A 16,187-nucleotide genomic window follows, 5' to 3' on the forward strand; every position below is an offset into this window, starting at 1 on the left:
AGTCGCGGCGCTTCTTTATTCGCTAGTTTGTCACAAGCTGCATACGCACCCCGCGTGCCCATCGCCATCGGAGACGCTCAAGCAGCCTGCCAGCCATGACGCAAGCTTCCAACAGCGACGATATGCCCGCACGGCACCCGCCTTCACCGGCAGGCGACAAGACGGTCGCCGAAACGCGTGCAGTACCGTTTAGAACTCGAGGCCCTCCAGGCGCTTGAACACCTCGTCCTTGCGGGTCAGGAAGTCCCACGGATCGAAGATCTCGTCGAGCGTTTCCTTGGACAGCTTGGCCTCGGGGTCGTTCTCCAGGCGCTCGCGATACGTGGGGCCGTCCACCGCGTTCTGGATATCCTCCCACACGGCCATGGCGTTGCGCTGCACGATGACGTACGCCTCCTCGCGCGTGATGCCCGTGTTCACCAGGGCCAGCAGCACCTTGCTAGAGAAGATGAGGCCCTTGGTGCGCCACACGTTGTGCTCCATCTTCGCCGGATAGGTTTGCAGGCCGTCCATAATCCACTGCATCTTGGCGAACATGTAGTCCAGCGCGGTGAAGCTGTCGGCCAGCGCCACGCGCTCGGTGCCGGAGTGGCTGATGTCGCGCTCGTACCACAGCGCCACATTGTCGAGCGCCACCTGAGCGTTCGCCTTCACGCAACGGGCAAGGCCGCACACGCGCTCGGCCGTGATGGGGTTGCGCTTGTGAGGCATGGCCGACGAGCCCTTCTGGCCCTTTTTGAACGGCTCCTCCGCCTCGATGACGTCGGTCTGCTGCAGCAGGCGCACCTGCATGGCGATGGACTCGAGCGTTGCGGCGGCGCAGGCCAGCGCGCACATGACCTGGGCGTGGCGGTCACGCGCCAATACCTGGGTGGACAGCGGGTCGGGCGTCAGGCCCAGCTTCTCGCACACGTACTTCTCAACATAGGGGTCGATGCTGGAGTACGTGCCCACCGCGCCGGAGATGGCGCCGGTCGCAGCGACCTCGCGAGCCTGCTCCAGGCGAGTCTGCGCGCGCTTGAGCGCCCAAGCCCAGCTGCCGAACTTCATGCCGAACGTCATGGGCTCGGCGTGGATGCCGTGCGTGCGGCCCACGCACAGGGTGTTCTGGAACTCGAACGCGCGACGCTTGCACGTCTCGCCCAGCTGCTTGACGTCATCCAGAATGATGTCGATAGCCTGCACGATCTGGTACGACAGCGCGGTGTCGCCCAGGTCGGAGGAGGTCATGCCGTAATGCACCCAACGGCTGGGCTTTTCCTGGCCCTCGGGGACGTCGGCATCGATGTACTCGGCCATGCACGTGGTGAAGGCGATGACGTCGTGGTTCGTGACCTTCTCGATCTCGTCGATGCGCTCAACCGTGAAGTCGGCGTGGTCGCGGATCCACTGCGCCTCCTCCTTCGTGATGCCGGCTTGGCCGAGCTCGGCCTGAGCCTCGCACGCCAGCACCTCGATTTCCTTCCAGATGGAGAACTTGTTCTGAAGCTCCCAGATGGCGCCCATAGCCGGGCGCGTGTAGCGGTTGATCACAACGACCCCTTTCGCGGTTGATAGTTGATGACCACATCATACCGTGCGCACATGCGGCTCGCCGGCACCGCGCGTGTTTCTGCAGATGGTTTACGTATGCCCGCGCCCCACCCCGCCTTTCGCGGATTCAGCATGTTCGTTCGCCGAATCATTCTCAGATATGATAAGATGCGCCTAGCTAGTTACTAGGTTTATTGGGGGGGATCATGACGCTCGAAAACAAGGAGGGCCGCCAAGACGGCGCCCTTGAAGCATGCAACGCCGAAGCCGCCAAGCACGAGGCAAGCGAGCAACTCAACGTGTTCGACAAGGGCCGCATGGAAGGACCCGATGCCGACAGCACCACGCACGGCACCGTGCGCGCCGTCTGCGTGTCCAAGCGCAAGGGCACGCGCAAGACCGTGGTGGACGGCCCGGTGACCATCGAGGCCCATCACGGCGTCGCCGAGGACGCGCACGCCGGAGATTGGCATCGCCAAGTTTCGCTTCTGGCCTGGGAATCTATCAAGAAGGCCCAGGCGCGCGGCCTAGATGTGAAAGAAGGCGATTTCGCCGAGAACATCACCACCGAGGGCATCAACCTCATGGCGCTGCCGCTTGGCACGCAGCTCAAGATCGGCGACGATGTGCTGCTGGAGCTGTCGCAGCAGGGCAAGGTGTGCCACAAGAAGTGCGCGATCTTCTACCTGGCCGGTGATTGCATCTTCCCGCGCGAGGGAATCTTCTTCGTCGCCCTCACCGGCGGCAAGGTCAAGGCCGGCGACAGCATCGACGTGGTGAAGCTGGGCGACGGCACGTGCGAATACACGCCGCAGGAGGCCCTGGACGAGCTGGCGAACATGCCACGCTAAAGCTACGAAGCGCCAACCGCCGTGCGGGCACCCGCCAAGAGCCAACCCGCCCACCCACGAAGCAACCCGCTAGCCCACCTATCCGCACGCATGCAGACGCATGCCCACACCAGGGACGGCAGCTTCGCCGGTTTCGCCCCTGCGCTTCGATCTATCCTCATAACGCGAAAGGACCCGAAATGAAATCCATTTCGGGTCCTTTCGTCAGGGGCTCGTTCCACATAAGCTCCCTATTCCGTTGCTACAAACCTTTGAACGCGGCGCGCACGGCGTCGATGACCTGGTTGTCCGTCACCACGATGGCCTTGTCGCCGGGGAACAGCACCGTGTCCTCGTTCACAACCTCCACGTTGTCGCTGGACGCAACCGCCGCGATGATGCTATCGGGAGGCAAGGGGATAGCGCCTGCCAGCACGCCGGCATCGTTGGAATGATGGCGCATGCGCGGGACGACCACCTCGGTCAGCATGACGTTGCCGTGCGTCAACGACGACACGACGCTCACGCTGCCCAGCAGCGTCTCCTCCTCGATGAGGTTGGCGATGAGCGTGGTGGACGACACGCACTCGATGCCCACCTCGTGGAAGATGCGCAGATTCTTCGGGCTGTTCACGCGGGCGATGCAGCGCGGCACGTTGAACACGCGCTGGGCGATCTCGCACGAAACCAGGTTGTCGTCGTCCTGGCCCGTGGTGGCCACGAACACGTCCGCGCGGCGGATTCCCGCGTCCTCCTGGTACTTCGAATCGCAGCCGTCGCCATGGATGACCAGGTAACGGCCCTGCAAAACCACCGACAAGCGGTCGGCCGTTTCCAGATCCTCCTCGATGATGGTCACATCGTTGCCGCTCTCAAGCAGCACGTTCGCCAGATATTCGCCGATTTTGCCGCCGCCGGCGATCACTACGTACATCAGCCAAACCTCCCCCGCTTCGCCGTCGGGCAAGCGGAAACCGCGTTAATCTTGAATGTACTTGCTGAATTGCCCGATGAGCTCGTGACGCACGCACGCCAACACCGAGTCCCCGTTGTACAGGATGGACTCGCGCGTGGGAATGGAACTGGCGCTGCCGTCGCCGCGCTCGAACGCCACGATGCGGATGTCGTGATCGCGTTCCATCTCCGCCACGCGGATGGTGTTTCGCTCGGACCAGCTCAGGTCAAGGGAGAAGCGCAGCACCTCGAACTCGCCGAACGTGTCCAGATGCGCGCCGTGTCCGGAAACAACCTTGCTGAACACGTCTTCGGCCACCAGCGATGTGCCGCACACATAATCGATGCCCAGCTGCATGTAAGCACGCTCATGGTCGGGATTATACAGGCGCGCGATAACATGGGGAACGTCGAACAGGCGGCTTGCCACCTCGCAGCACATGAGGTTGGTGTTGTCCAGCTGCGTCACCGCCGCCACGACATCGCATTCATCGACGCCCGCCTTCTCCAGCGTTTCCTCGTCGAAGCCCACGCCCTGAATGGTGGATCCGTTGAAGTTGCGGCCCAAGTTGGCGAATGCGTCCACGTTGCGATCGATCACGCACACGTTGCTGCCGTTGTCCGACAGCATGTTGGCCAGCTGCGATCCCACGCGGCCGCAGCCCACCACGATGACGTTGCTCATGCGAAAATCCTTCCCGAAGTTCACGCAACAGGATAACGCAAAAGGCGGCCCGCAGGCCGCCTTCGCGCTAGATCAGCTGCATTTGCGCAAGCGTTTTCGCATACCAATCCTCATAGGTTGGCGGGCAATACTTGTTGGCGTTCGCCAGGGAGAGGGTGTACCCATAACCCTTCGCCAAACCCTGCACGTGCGCGTTGATGGACTCGTTCCAGCTTCCCCAGGACGTATTCCCCATCCAGCCCCATGCGTTATGGCTGCGGAAGCAGTTCAGACCTTTCGTGGACTCGGTATTGGAGATGGCCGGGGAGAAACGCGGGTCCACGCCGTTTTCCCAAGCCGCCTCGGCGAACGTGGCGCCATAACCCGAAAGCGGGCTTCCCGCCAGATACGCGTCGATGCGCAGCGTCCATTCGCCCACGAACTCCGCCTTGCTGACGTTCCAGTCGACCTCGGCCAGGCCCGTCAGGCCGGCGCCTTCGTCGCGCGCGAGCTGAGCGTCCCTGTTGGCAAGCGCGGCCTGCGTATGCGCCAGGTCCTCGGCGCGCTGCGCCTCCTCGACGGCGCGACGAGCAGCCTCCTCCTCGGCCTCGATGGCGGCGACGCCCTTCGAAATGTCGCGCGTTCCAGCAGCCGCCAATCGGGACGTTGCGGTCACGGAGGCGTCCGCAGCCTGATCGGACAGGGACTCCGCCGATGCCGACGCACTGCCCGGCGTGCTGACCTCGCTGATGCCGAACGTCTGCATATCGTGGGAAACGCCGCCGGCGGCAGTTGCGAACCCCACGCCCAGACAACCTGCCAACACGCACGACACGCATGCAAGGCCGACGACCTTCAGCGCCAGCCCACCGGTGCGGTATGCATTCCGTTTCTTCAAACAAAACCTTTCGCTCGCAGCATACGACCAGACCGCCAAGGCGGCGACAGCTTGTCTTCGATTGTCGAAAGGGTTTGCTGCCTGAAGGGCGATATGCTGTTCTGACAGGGATTATTTTACCGGAAGGCCCGAAACCGACAAAATCATGTGAAGGCGCCCTTCATCGTTTGTTCGATTGACAAGTAAAACATTTATATTTCCCCAGGTGGTTTCCCATAGCTTGGGCAAAACCGAAACACGAACAAGCGTACCGCATCCGACGAGCGGCGCCTTACGAAACGGAAACGGCCATGCGCGGCACGCATGGCCGTTATGCAAACCTATCGACTCGGTTAATCAAAAGGCAGAGGAAGGAGGTATTCGCGCCCCAACGGCGTACCGAAGGACAGCTCTCGCAGCGGGCCGGGTTCGAAAAACAAGTCGAAGCCGAGCACACAGAACAGCAGCACGAGCACCGCCGCCGCCACGATGACGACAGGGCGGCGGGCGTACGCCCCCATTGCTAGCAAAACGGCCGCCAACGCGGGAAGAGGCCATAAGCACTCGAACATCTTGGGCAACGTGGCCCACGAGATGAACCCCATGCTCATGGGCAGCAATGTCAGCCCCACCGCGAACACGGAAACGCCCGCGAAAAACGCCAAAGCGCGCTCGCCTTCGCCACCCGGCACGGCTATACGCACGATGCCGAAAACCACCAAAGCCAACGGCCAGCATTGCCACCAGGCAACCCCATGCAAAAACCCCGACACCGCAAACGACGCGCCCAGCGAAGCCAAAAGGCAGCCCACCGCAAGAGCGAGCACGATCCGGGCAGTTGACGGGCCGTCCCCTTCGCCGGCCTTGGCATCGTGCGGTTCGACGGAAGCGATATCGGCGCCCATAGCGGGCCCTTGTTCGCATCGAGCGCCCTCCGCCATCGCGGGCGGCACGGGCGGCAGGTGCGCCGCGCTCACATAGGACACGGCATTCGCGCACCGCCCCATCGCGGCGCCGCGGGCGCGACGGCAATCCACCGCGCCGAACGTATCGGAGTGAACGGAATCAGGCTCCACCTTCACGGGCTTCACCTGCATGGGTCTTTTAGGAAGCACAGCCCAGAGCACCAGATACGCAAGGCCTGCAAGGCCCAGCGTCAACACGGCGAACGTCAGGAAAAGGATGCGCACGACCAGAGGGTCGACATCGAAGCGCTCGGCGATCCCGGCACACACGCCCCCTACCAGCGCATTGCGCGACCGGTATAGCTGGCGCGTTCGGTTCACCGCTCCTCCTGACCTGCCTTGCCATCGGATGCCTGCAAGGCACCGTCGGATATGCGCTCCACGCGCACCGCAAGGATGCGCCGGCGTCGCATGGAGTGGATGGTGAAGCGGTAGCCGTCCTTCTCGAAGGAGTAGCCCATTTGCGGAACGGTGTCCAGCATGCTGAGCACCCAGCCGGCTATGGTCTCGTAGTCCTCGGACTCGGCAAGCGGCCAGCCCATTTCAACGGCGTCCTCAACCGGGAAACGACCGTCGGCAAGCCACACGCCGGGACCTTCCTGCTTCAGAATAGGGCGCTCGCGATCGGTTTCGTCCACGATCTCGCCCACGATCTCCTCGACGATGTCCTCGACGGTAATTAAACCATCGGTCCCACCGTACTCGTCTACCACGATGGCCATCTGTTGCCGTTTCGTTTGCATTTCGGCCAGAAGGGGAAACACATCCTTCGACTCGGGCACGAACAGCGGCTCGAAAGCGTAGTCGACCGCAAGGTCGTCGCCATGGCCGTCGAGCACGGGAGGCACCAGGTCCTTATAGTGGACCACGCCAACGATGCGGTCGATATCCCCTTGGAACACCGGAAGGCGCGAATAGCCCGTTCCCATCATGCGGTCCACCGCCTGGCGCACGGTTTCGGTATCCTCCACCAAGATCATATCCACGCGCGGCGTCATGATCTCGCCGGCGTCCATGTCGCCCAGGTCCAAGATCTCATGGATCATGCGCTTCTCGTCATCAAGCAGATCGTCGCTGTCCGCCACGAAATCCTTGATCTCGTCCTCAGCCGACAGGGCCTGGCGCTTCGGTGCGCCCAAGAAGCCGAAAATGCCCTTCAGTCCCTTTTTAACGTCGTCGTCTTCGTTTTTCCCGTTCATGCGCTAAAACCGCTCCTAGTGATAATTTCCTTTTGAGCTAGCCTACATGACATACAGCGCAATCGCCAGGAACTGCAGCACGCTTCCCGCCACAACCCACAAATGGAATACGGAGTGCATGTACGGGATCTTCTTCAATACGTAGAAGATGCATCCGACCGAGTAGCAAAGACCGCCTGCGACCAGCAGCCACAGGCCCGCGGCAGGGATGGCCTGAATAAGCGCCGGCAGAAACCCCGCGATAGACCAGCCCAGGGCAAGATAAAGCACCGCGGAGATCCAGCGCGGGCGAAACACCCAGAACGCCTCGCAAGCAACGCCTATCACGGCGAGCACCCACACGAACGCGCACAGCACGATACCGTTCGAATCGGCAAGGGAAATCAGGCAGAACGGCGTGTACGAGCCGGCGATGAACAGGTAGATGCAGCTATGGTCCAACACCTTGAACACGCGTTTCGCCTTGTCGACCGCCAACGCGTGATACAGCGTGGACATGGTGTATTCGAGCAGCATGGTGAGCGTGTACACCAACGCGGCGAACAACAGGATGCCGCCGCCGTGGCTAACCGCCTTCACCACAAGGATGGGGATGGCGGCGATGGCCAGAAGCGCGCCAACGCCGTGCGAGATGGAGTTGGCAATCTCCTCGCCCAGCGTGTATTCGCGCACGTTATGCTTCCTGTTCGCCTCGTTCGCCGAGGTTTGCGCAGGCTCATTGCGATGCGCTCGGGCCTCGCGCAGGTCGCGCGGCTTGAACTGGGACGGCGTCCAGGCATGGGGAGTAGCAGGCGCTGCGGGGGTTTCACCGGCGCCGGAAGGCATATCAGACGATGCGGGGTATGTCGTTTCAGTATCCATAGGCACCAGTTATACCACACACGCAGCATAACGGCTCCCGTATGCTGCGCGCCCGTAGCGAAGCGGCTGCGCAGCGGAAGCCAGCGTCTTGCAAGCGGCGTTATACTGGGAAACGGAACACCTGGCGCCAAGCGCCGCAGGACCTCGATATCAAGGAGCGCACATGCAGTACAACGAGCTGAAAGAGCACATCAAGCAAGCCATGAAGGCACACGACAAGGTACGCCTGTCCATCCTTCGCCAAGTGCACGGCGAGATCAAGAACATCGAGGTGAATGAGCGCCGCGACATCACCGAGCAAGACGTCGACGATATGACGAAACGCGTCATCAAGCAAACCAAGGAGACGCTGGAGGGATCCATCAAGGCCGGCAACAACCAGGAGCGTACCGACACGCTCACGGCCCAGGTGAAGATGCTCGAAGAGCTGCTTCCCCAGCAGCTGGCCGGCGAGCAGCTTTCCGCGCTTGTCGACGCCGTGCTGTCCGAGACAGGCGCGACCACGAAGAAGGAGATGGGACGCGTCATGGGCGAGCTCACCAAGCGCACCGGCGGCAACTTCGACAAGGCCGCTGCTGCGAAGGAGCTGCAAGGCAAGCTTGCCTAACGAAGCACCGGTAAGCGAATAGGGAAAACGCCGCTTGCAGCGCAGGCGGCGAAAGCGAACGGGGTCGAAGGCGCGCACCGCCTTCGACCCCGTTCGCGTATGGTAGTTTCGACCCCGTTCCGCATTGGAGCATCGCAGCGCTCGATCGCCTTCGCGGCCACGTCAGCCGCGCCAGCTCCGTATCACGGCTTAGGAACGGCCGCCTTCTCGACAACAGTCAGCTCCGCAGCAGCCTTGATCGAAACACTTGGCGGCCTTCTACAGCCACCCTCCAGCTCAACATCACGGCTTAGGGACGCTCGATCGTCTTCGCAGCGACCCCCGCCCCGCAGCAGCCCTGCGCCCGAAATGCTCTCGGCGGCCCTCTCGGACGCAACCGGAGCCGAGTGCCTTACTCGAAATGCTCGGCTGCTTTCTCAAGCTGCTCGATGATGTCGATGCTCTGCGGGCACATAGCCTCGCATGCGCCACATTGGATGCAGTCGCTCGCACGACCCGGCGCCGCCTGCCAGCTATATTGCTGCTTGGCGAACTCGGTGTTCTCCGTCTGAACCTCCAGGTTCAACAGGTTCATGATCTCGGGGATGGCGATCTGCTGCGGGCAATCTTTCGCGCAGTAACGGCAATTGGTGCACGGCACCGTGGGCACGGAAGCCAGTACCTTGCAAGCCGCATCGAGCGCCTTCTGTTCCTTTGGGGAGAACGCGTCGCCGTGCTCGCGCCATTCGGCGACGTTTTGCCTTACCTGATCGGGCGTGGACATGCCGGAAAGCACCGTGAGAACGCCGGGCTGGTTGTAGCAGAAGCGATACGCCCATGACGCCTGGCTCAGATCGGGGCGCGCTTCCAGCAACGGTGCCGCAACGGCTGCCGGCAAATCGGCCAAACGTCCGCCACGCGCAGGCTCCATGATCACCACCGGCTTGCCGTGCTTGCGGGCAACCTCCATATTGCGGCGCGATTGCACCACGGGGCTTTCCCAATCCAGGTAGTTCACCTGCAGCTGGATGAAATCCACCTCGGGATGCTCGTCGAGCAGCTGATCGAGCGTCTCCGCTCCATCGTGCATGCTGAAGCCCACGTTGCGGATCCTGCCGGCGGCCTTCATCTCCTGCGCCCATTCCCACAAACCGAAATCATCGAACTTCTTCGTACGCTCGCCGCCCACATTGTGCAGCAGATAATAATCCACGTAGTCGGTGCCAAGGCGCTCGAGGGATGTGTCCAGGCAAGCCTTTGCGGCCTCGGCATCGGGCAACGCCCAGGCAAGGCACTTTGTGGCAATGGTGAAGCTATCACGCGGATAACGCTCCACCAGAGCCTCGCGCAACGCTACCTCGGAGTGCCCGTCATGGTAGACGAAAGCGGTATCGAAATACGTGCCGCCGGCATCCATGAACAGGCCGACCATCTCCTTGACCTGATCGATGTCGATGGCGGTGACGTCCTTGGGGTCTGTCAGCGGAAAGCGCATGCAGCCGAAGCCGAGCTTCGGCACGGTATTGCTGTTTGCGGTCATCGAATGCTCCTCTCGTTGCATTCGATGGTAAAGGCTAAAGCGCACTTCAGGTCAAGGGCGGTTTCAAACAATGGCGAAACCCATCGCTCCCGCAAATAGCCGCCAGTTGCGAGCTGCGGCCCAAGCTCCGCGGGCCGCAGCGCTAATCGTCGGGGTCGCAGCAAGCCGCGGCGAAAACTAGCACAGCTCCGAGCAACACCACCGACCGCACGCCACGAATCGAGCATCGCCGCAGGCCACGGCAAAACCACCGTGCGCGCAAAAGGCTACCTGTCGCGCACCTCGTCTTCGCCCCACACCAACGTGGTTATGCTATGCCCCGCCGCCTTGCATTCCGCCGTGAACTCCCCTTCCGATACCAGGAACTTCCGCGGCCTGGCGTGGCGGTTCAGTACGACCAACGCGCGCGACCCATCGGGACGCAGGAAGCCCATGGTCTCCAAGTCATCGGTATACCGGGACGTCAGGAAGCGACGCGATCCCACCGGCGCAAAGCGGGAGAAGTGCGCCATATAGAAGAATGACCGATTCGCCACCAACTCGCGCTTGTCGCGATCGTACATCAACGGCGCTTCGCAGAAGTTGCGGGCGTGGTTCGGCCCGCCCTTCTCATTGAGCAGCAGATTCCAATCGATGAATCCGGCAGCGCCTGCGTTCAGGCTGCCTATGACGGCATGCGCATACTGCTCGGCCCTGCGTTCCTGCGTTGCCTTTCGATCTTCGCCGCGCGTGTATTCCACGCAGCCCTCGGTGAACAGCAGCTCCTTGTCGGGCCAGCGTCGCGCAACTTCGTCCACCTGCTCGAAATGATCGCCCGCATACCAATGAAACGCCACGCCCGCAAAAGCATCGGAGGCGACCGTACCCTCAGCTCGCCAGCCAGCGGCGGCAAGAGGAAGCTTCCCCGCCTGATTCACCGGCGCCCCGAAGGTGGACTGAACGCGCGACAATATCTTGTCGGTGTTGTGGTCCCAAGCGAACAGCTTCACATCGCCATGCCCCGACGCATCCAACGCCGGACGCAGATACGCTGCCGCGAACTGAGCTTCCTCTTCCGCGCTGAACAGGCACGAATCCCACGCCTGGCTTGCCATGGGCTCGTTTTGCACGCTCATGCGGCTGATGCGCACGCCCTCGCGAGCATACGCGTCCACATATTTCGCCAGCACTTCGGCCCATGCCTCATACTGCGAACGACGCAGCTTGCCGCCCCCGTTCATGCGGCGGTTGGTCTTCATGAACGCCGGCGGGCTCCAGGGACTTGCGAACAACTGCAGCTGCGGGTTCACCGCAAGCCCGCACTTGATGAACGGGAGCAGCAGCTGCCTGTCGCGACTAATGGTGAACGACCGCAAGCTGGAATCGAAGGGTCTGACATACGAGTAGTTGCTCAACGCGAAATCGCAGCTTTGGATGTGCGTACGACACAAGCTATACGCATTTCCCCCGGCGGCCGGATCGCCGTCCTTCGCTCCCCCGAAGCACAGCAGCAGAAAACGGTCCTGCAGCTCAGGCGGCATAAGGGCAAACACGTTCGCCGCGGCCTCCGTAAACGCGCCGCCGAACCCCGATATGCGCTGATATGCCACATCGGGACGGCAGGTGATCAAATGGAGTTCGGCATCCGGATTGCGCGTGAATCCCAGATCATCCCGGGATAGCGTATTGTTTGCATCGGTGACGTAGCGCTTCATGATGATTATCCTTCAGGCTCCAAGGCGCCCGCCAGCACCTGCATGCGGGCCTCGACCTCCTCGATGATACGGCTGCAATCCTTCAGTTCGCTGCTGGCGTCGATGCCCTGCACCTCGCTGACGGCCTTGTACTTCAAATCGTGCTCCAAGCTTGCCCAGAAATCCATGGCCAGCGTTCTCAGCTGGATCTCCACGGGAATGGACTCCTTCTTGTCCATGAAGAACACAGGGATACGCGCGATAACGTGAAGGCTGCGATACCCGTTCGGCTTCGGCGAGGCGATGTAATCCTTCACCTTCACGATCTCAAGATCATCCTGGCGATTGAGCAGCTCGAAGAGGCTGTACACATCCTGAATATAAGGGCAAATGACGCGAATGCCGGCGATATCGAGGATATAGCGCTCCATGTTCTCAAGCGTTGCCTCGTACCCGTAGCGCCCGATCTTCTCGTAGATGCTCGCAGGGGTCTTCAAACGGCTTTCGATATGGTGGATGGGATTGCGATGCTTCTTCAGATTCAGATCCTGGTCCAAGATTTCCAGGCGAACCTGCATCTCCCTCATGGCTGCCCGGTACTTCTGCATTATCGACTGGGTTTCCACGCTGGCCTGATGCATCTTCTCCATGCTCTCAGAGGTCATATGCAGATTCCCGTTCATATCGAATGCCGAAAGATCGGGTACGTTCGGGACGGGCAGTTGCTTTGCGGCGCTGTCCTCCACCGTACATCCCTGCAGCCTTTCCGCGGCTTCGATCGAGGGTTCACCGGTCGTACTCATCGGCTTGCTCCTTCTCCGCATCTTGTCGATGCGGCGTAATCACGATTCGCGCAGTTCGCGCATTGAAAATACGCGCCGCAGGCCCAATGGCTTACGGCGCGTGCTGTCGATTGAGATTATGGTACCGCACGGGAAGCTAGGTTTACAGAGCGGCAAGGGCTTTCTTACCATCCTGTTACCACGGCCAATTTCCGTTCCGGCAATCGCGCCGCGCGAGAGGGAATCGGGGAGGTTCCCCCGCGAAGTCGGTCGCCGCGGCCAGCTTCCCGTTCCAGCGATAGCGCCTACTTGCGCAAATCGGCCTTCGCCTGCTCCCACAAGCGGTTCTGCTCCTCGCAGGTCATATCCTCAAGGCGTACGCCCTGCTCAAACGCCGACTGCTCCATGGCAGACCAGCGCGTACGGAACTTGCGGCAGCTTGCCCGCAGCGCGTTCTCGGAGTTCACACCCATACGACGAGCAACGTTGACCAGGCTGAACAGCACATCGCCCAGCTCCTCCTCCACATGGGCAATTGCCTCAGGGTCGCCTTCAACCTTGCCATTTGCCGCCTTCGGGGCCTGGTCGTACGCCTCGTTCAGCTCATCGATTTCGCTTTGAACCTGACCCCAAACATCTTCGAGCGTTTCCCATTCGAATCCGGCCGCAGCCGCCTTACGCGATATCTTCTGCGCCTGCATCAGAGCCGGAAAGCTCACCGGCACGCCATCCAGCAACCCGGCCGGCGGTTCGTCTCCGCTTTCCTCACCGGCCTGATCGGCCGCCTGCTTTTCCTGTAGCTTCACTTTATCCCATAGGTTCAGCACCTCGGATGCTCCGGCTGCCGCCTCATCCCCGAACACGTGCGGATGGCGCCTGACCATCTTGGCATCCACGTCCGCCGCAACATCCTCGATATCGAACTCGCCCGCATCGGCCGCAATCTGACTTTGCAGCACCACCTGCAACAGCACATCGCCAAGCTCCTCGCGCATATGGGCAACGTCGCCCGCCTCGATGGCATCGACCGCTTCGTAGGCTTCCTCGATCATGTTATGAGCAATGGACGAGTGCGTCTGCTCGCGATCCCATGGGCAGCCATCAGGCGCGCGAAGCGCCGATATCGTAGCCACGAACTGGTCGAACGCGGGATGATGTTCAGGATGCGCCGCCCTTTCAAGCGCGTTCTCATGTTGCGATGCCGACATGCCATACTCCTTTTGTCGAGTTATCTTTATTGGAAAGTATACCCTTCAACACAACGAAGCCGCCAAACCTCAGAGACAGAGTCCTCATTCACGAGGTGAAGCTTTCATGATTTGCCAAGGAACCAAAACCGGCTTTTCTGCCACGGAACGAGAACTGCACTTTTCCGAGCGCAGCCTTGATTTCGCTAAGCATTGCGTTTATATGCCATGGTACAAGAACCGCACTTTTCCTTAACGAAAAGAAACTGGAGCTTTGTTTCGTCGCGCAACAGCCCGCAATCTACCCTTACAGAGCCGATCGCACATCCCTGATACTTGCGGCATAAACTCGCCCCATGGATTGAAACGGCAGAACTCAGAAGTGTGCGCTTTTCTAGATTTGACCCTCGTTGCCGCAGGACATGGACGAAACCAACAAGCACCGCAGCCTATCCCCCGCTTGCCCGTACGCCGGCCTATTCATCTGCACCCTTGGCTTAGCGTCTTGTTTCCCCATCGCCCTCCGTCAACCCACTGTCTTGGTTACACGCCAAGCTGCAGGTTCCGCGCACATGCTGCGCATCGATGCTGCCATCGGGTATCATTGACCCTAAGCAACACCGAACAGGAAGAACGGCTCATGATCATCAACGTCAGCACTATAGACGACCCCCGCCTTGACGCATACGCGCGCCTGACGGAGGTGCAATTGCGAAACAAGCTCGAACCCGAAAAGGGCATGTTCATCGCCGAGTCATCGAAGGTGATCGAGCGCGCCGTCGCAGGCGGCATGCAACCGCTGTCGCTGCTGATGGAGGAGAAATTCCTTCCCGGCATGCAACCCATCATCGAGCAAATCGGGCAACGCTACCCTGATATCGACCTACCGGTGTTCATTCTTCCTCACGGTCAGCTCAAACAACTGACCGGCTTCGAGCTCACACGCGGCGCACTCGGCGCCTTCCGCCGCCCAATCGCTGCAAGCGTTGAGGAGGTTTGCCACAACGCACGACGACTAGCCGTACTCGAGGACATCACGAACCACACCAATGTCGGAGCCATCTTCCGCAGTGCGGCCGCACTTGGAATCGACGCAGTGCTCGTTACGCAAGCTTGCTACGATCCGCTCTATCGCCGAGCAGTCCGCGTATCCATGGGAACCGTGTTCCAGATTCCCTGGGCTCGTATCGGCGCAGATTCCGGAGCCACGGGAGCCGGCTCATGGGCCTACGACGGCATTCCGCTGCTGCACAGCCTGGGGTTCAAAACCGCCGCTTTGGCACTGTCGGACGACTCTGTTTCAATCGACGATCCCCAACTTGCCAGCGAAGAGCGCCTAGCCCTGGTGTTAGGAACCGAAGGCGATGGCTTAGCCTCCAGCACCATCGCAAATTGTGACTACACCGTGCGTATCCCCATGGCCCACGGAGTTGACAGCCTCAACGTAGCAGCAGCAAGCGCCGTTGCCTTCTGGGAACTAAGAGCAAGGTAGCAAATCGCCGATTCTCCGATCCTAGAGTCCAGCGGCCCAAAGTTCAAATGCAGGAAAAGCCGGCATGCGACGAAATGCGACCACCGATTATGCGTTCCGCGACGCCGTCGGCACGCATAACCAAATTCAGCCACTGGATAAAATTGGCCGCTAGCGAACACTCGCAAGCGGCCAATCAAATCAGTCGACGTTTGACTTCGCGCTATTTCACAACCAGCACAGGTACCTTTGCACCGGCAAGCACTTTGTGGCTAACGCTGCCCGTGTACTCCTTCAGACCGGAAAGACCCCTGTTGCCGATAACGATCATGTCGTATTCACGCTGATCGGCAAGTCGAAGGATCTCGCTAGCGGGATTTGCTCCCGTCAACAAGAGAGAATCCGTACGAGATGCGACATCATCACCCATATCATTAGCGGCAGCGGCCAACAAATCTTCGCCATCGGAAATCATCAGATCCAAAATACTTTGGAAACTAGCCATTTGATCAGAGTTCAACATGGGAATCGGCACCACATAGACAAGATCGATGTGGGCATTCGGATTAGCAGCAGCCAATTCCGATGCAGTCTTGAGCGCCTTCTTCGAACCCTCGGACTCATCAAACGCAACGAGCATCTTGTCAACAGCCATAATGAATCTCCTCCCTTGCAGCCAGAATAAACAGACCGCAAAATGGCGATCAATCACTCCAATTCCTGACTTGAAGTATAGTCGACTTACCCTCCACGGTTCATACACAATTCGGTAACAGCAGGGACAGCATCCTAACCTTACTCAAAACCGGCCCCAAATCCGGAGTGAATCTCGCATCTTGCTACGCATCAGCGTCCCAAAACGCTGATAGGCCCTGCGAGGGGAACAACCCTCAGCGCACCCTCAGGCCCGGCCCGTGAACCGCGCCCGGGCCCCGCGGCGCGAAAGCACGCCGCCGTTGCGCGCAGCGCCGCCAGCGAAGCCGCGACCCCTGCAAGACGCGGAGAGGCCCGCAGGGGAACCTCCCCCGCGGGCCTCTCCCGGCGCGCGCGGCGCACGCGGCGCCC

General features: G+C 60.7%; 15 protein-coding genes. 3 read left to right on the forward strand and 12 right to left on the reverse strand.

The window, feature by feature from the left end; all coding sequences use genetic code 11:
- Positions 1-189: 189 nt before the first annotated feature.
- On the reverse strand, positions 190-1,533 hold the full coding sequence (purB, locus tag DW178_RS03820) for an adenylosuccinate lyase (RefSeq protein ID WP_118349765.1): 1,344 nt from the start codon (positions 1,531-1,533) through the stop codon (positions 190-192).
- Positions 1,534-1,739: 206 nt separating this feature from the next.
- Here purB and DW178_RS03825 point away from each other — a divergent pair, with 206 nt between their 5' ends.
- Positions 1,740-2,384 carry an MOSC domain-containing protein gene (locus DW178_RS03825; RefSeq protein WP_286168495.1) on the forward strand — a complete coding sequence of 215 codons (645 nt, stop codon included), beginning with the start codon at positions 1,740-1,742 and terminating at the stop codon, positions 2,382-2,384.
- A 241-nt stretch (positions 2,385-2,625) separates the two neighbouring features.
- Here the strand turns inward: DW178_RS03825 and DW178_RS03830 are convergent, their stop codons facing one another.
- From DW178_RS03830 to trhA, 6 genes are all read right to left on the reverse strand, one after another.
- Positions 2,626-3,297 carry a potassium channel family protein gene (locus tag DW178_RS03830; protein ID WP_118349781.1) on the reverse strand — a complete coding sequence of 224 codons (672 nt, stop codon included), beginning with the start codon at positions 3,295-3,297 and terminating at the stop codon, positions 2,626-2,628.
- A gap of 45 nt (positions 3,298-3,342) precedes the next feature.
- Complete coding sequence (locus tag DW178_RS03835) at positions 3,343-4,002, reverse strand: potassium channel family protein (RefSeq protein ID WP_118349766.1); 660 nt, start codon at positions 4,000-4,002, stop codon at positions 3,343-3,345.
- Between the two features lie 67 nt (positions 4,003-4,069).
- Positions 4,070-4,879 carry a CMP-2-keto-3-deoxyoctulosonic acid synthetase gene (locus DW178_RS03840; RefSeq protein WP_118349767.1) on the reverse strand — a complete coding sequence of 270 codons (810 nt, stop codon included), beginning with the start codon at positions 4,877-4,879 and terminating at the stop codon, positions 4,070-4,072.
- Positions 4,880-5,211: 332 nt separating this feature from the next.
- A complete protein-coding gene (locus DW178_RS03845; protein ID WP_158574048.1) occupies positions 5,212-6,144 on the reverse strand; it encodes a PspC domain-containing protein in 933 nt (310 codons plus the stop codon).
- Complete coding sequence (locus DW178_RS03850) at positions 6,141-7,022, reverse strand: hemolysin family protein (RefSeq protein ID WP_118349769.1); 882 nt, start codon at positions 7,020-7,022, stop codon at positions 6,141-6,143. The genes DW178_RS03845 and DW178_RS03850 overlap by 4 nt, the downstream gene beginning before the upstream one ends.
- Positions 7,023-7,064: 42 nt before the next feature.
- Entirely contained in the window at positions 7,065-7,847 is a 783-nt protein-coding gene (trhA, locus tag DW178_RS03855) for a PAQR family membrane homeostasis protein TrhA (RefSeq protein WP_118349770.1), read from the reverse strand.
- 199 nt (positions 7,848-8,046) lie between these two features.
- On the opposite strand from trhA, the gene DW178_RS03860 reads away from it, so the two are divergent.
- Positions 8,047-8,490: a GatB/YqeY domain-containing protein gene (locus DW178_RS03860; protein WP_118349771.1), complete on the forward strand. Its 444-nt coding sequence runs from the start codon at positions 8,047-8,049 to the stop codon at positions 8,488-8,490.
- 391 nt (positions 8,491-8,881) lie between these two features.
- Here DW178_RS03860 and DW178_RS03865 read toward each other — a convergent pair whose 3' ends face one another.
- From DW178_RS03865 to mazG, 4 genes are all read right to left on the reverse strand, one after another.
- Positions 8,882-10,009 (reverse strand): aldo/keto reductase, encoded by a 1,128-nt coding sequence (locus DW178_RS03865; protein ID WP_118349772.1) that lies wholly within the window; start codon positions 10,007-10,009, stop codon positions 8,882-8,884.
- 266 nt (positions 10,010-10,275) lie between these two features.
- Positions 10,276-11,703 carry a glycoside hydrolase family 30 protein gene (locus DW178_RS03870; protein WP_118349773.1) on the reverse strand — a complete coding sequence of 476 codons (1,428 nt, stop codon included), beginning with the start codon at positions 11,701-11,703 and terminating at the stop codon, positions 10,276-10,278.
- A 5-nt stretch (positions 11,704-11,708) separates the two neighbouring features.
- On the reverse strand, positions 11,709-12,485 hold the full coding sequence (locus DW178_RS03875) for a GTP pyrophosphokinase (RefSeq protein ID WP_286168496.1): 777 nt from the start codon (positions 12,483-12,485) through the stop codon (positions 11,709-11,711).
- A gap of 284 nt (positions 12,486-12,769) precedes the next feature.
- Positions 12,770-13,672 (reverse strand): nucleoside triphosphate pyrophosphohydrolase, encoded by a 903-nt coding sequence (gene mazG, locus DW178_RS03880; RefSeq protein WP_118349774.1) that lies wholly within the window; start codon positions 13,670-13,672, stop codon positions 12,770-12,772.
- 619 nt (positions 13,673-14,291) lie between these two features.
- Between mazG and DW178_RS03885 the strand changes: the two genes are divergently transcribed.
- Entirely contained in the window at positions 14,292-15,143 is an 852-nt protein-coding gene (locus DW178_RS03885; protein WP_118349775.1) for a TrmH family RNA methyltransferase, read from the forward strand.
- 202 nt (positions 15,144-15,345) lie between these two features.
- On the opposite strand, the gene DW178_RS03890 is transcribed toward DW178_RS03885, so the two are convergent.
- Complete coding sequence (locus DW178_RS03890; RefSeq protein WP_118349776.1) at positions 15,346-15,777, reverse strand: universal stress protein; 432 nt, start codon at positions 15,775-15,777, stop codon at positions 15,346-15,348.
- Between the last annotated feature and the right edge of the window lie 410 nt (positions 15,778-16,187).

The sequence above is a fragment of the Eggerthella sp. AM16-19 genome, from assembly GCF_003474385.1.
GTDB lineage: Bacteria > Actinomycetota > Coriobacteriia > Coriobacteriales > Eggerthellaceae > Senegalimassilia.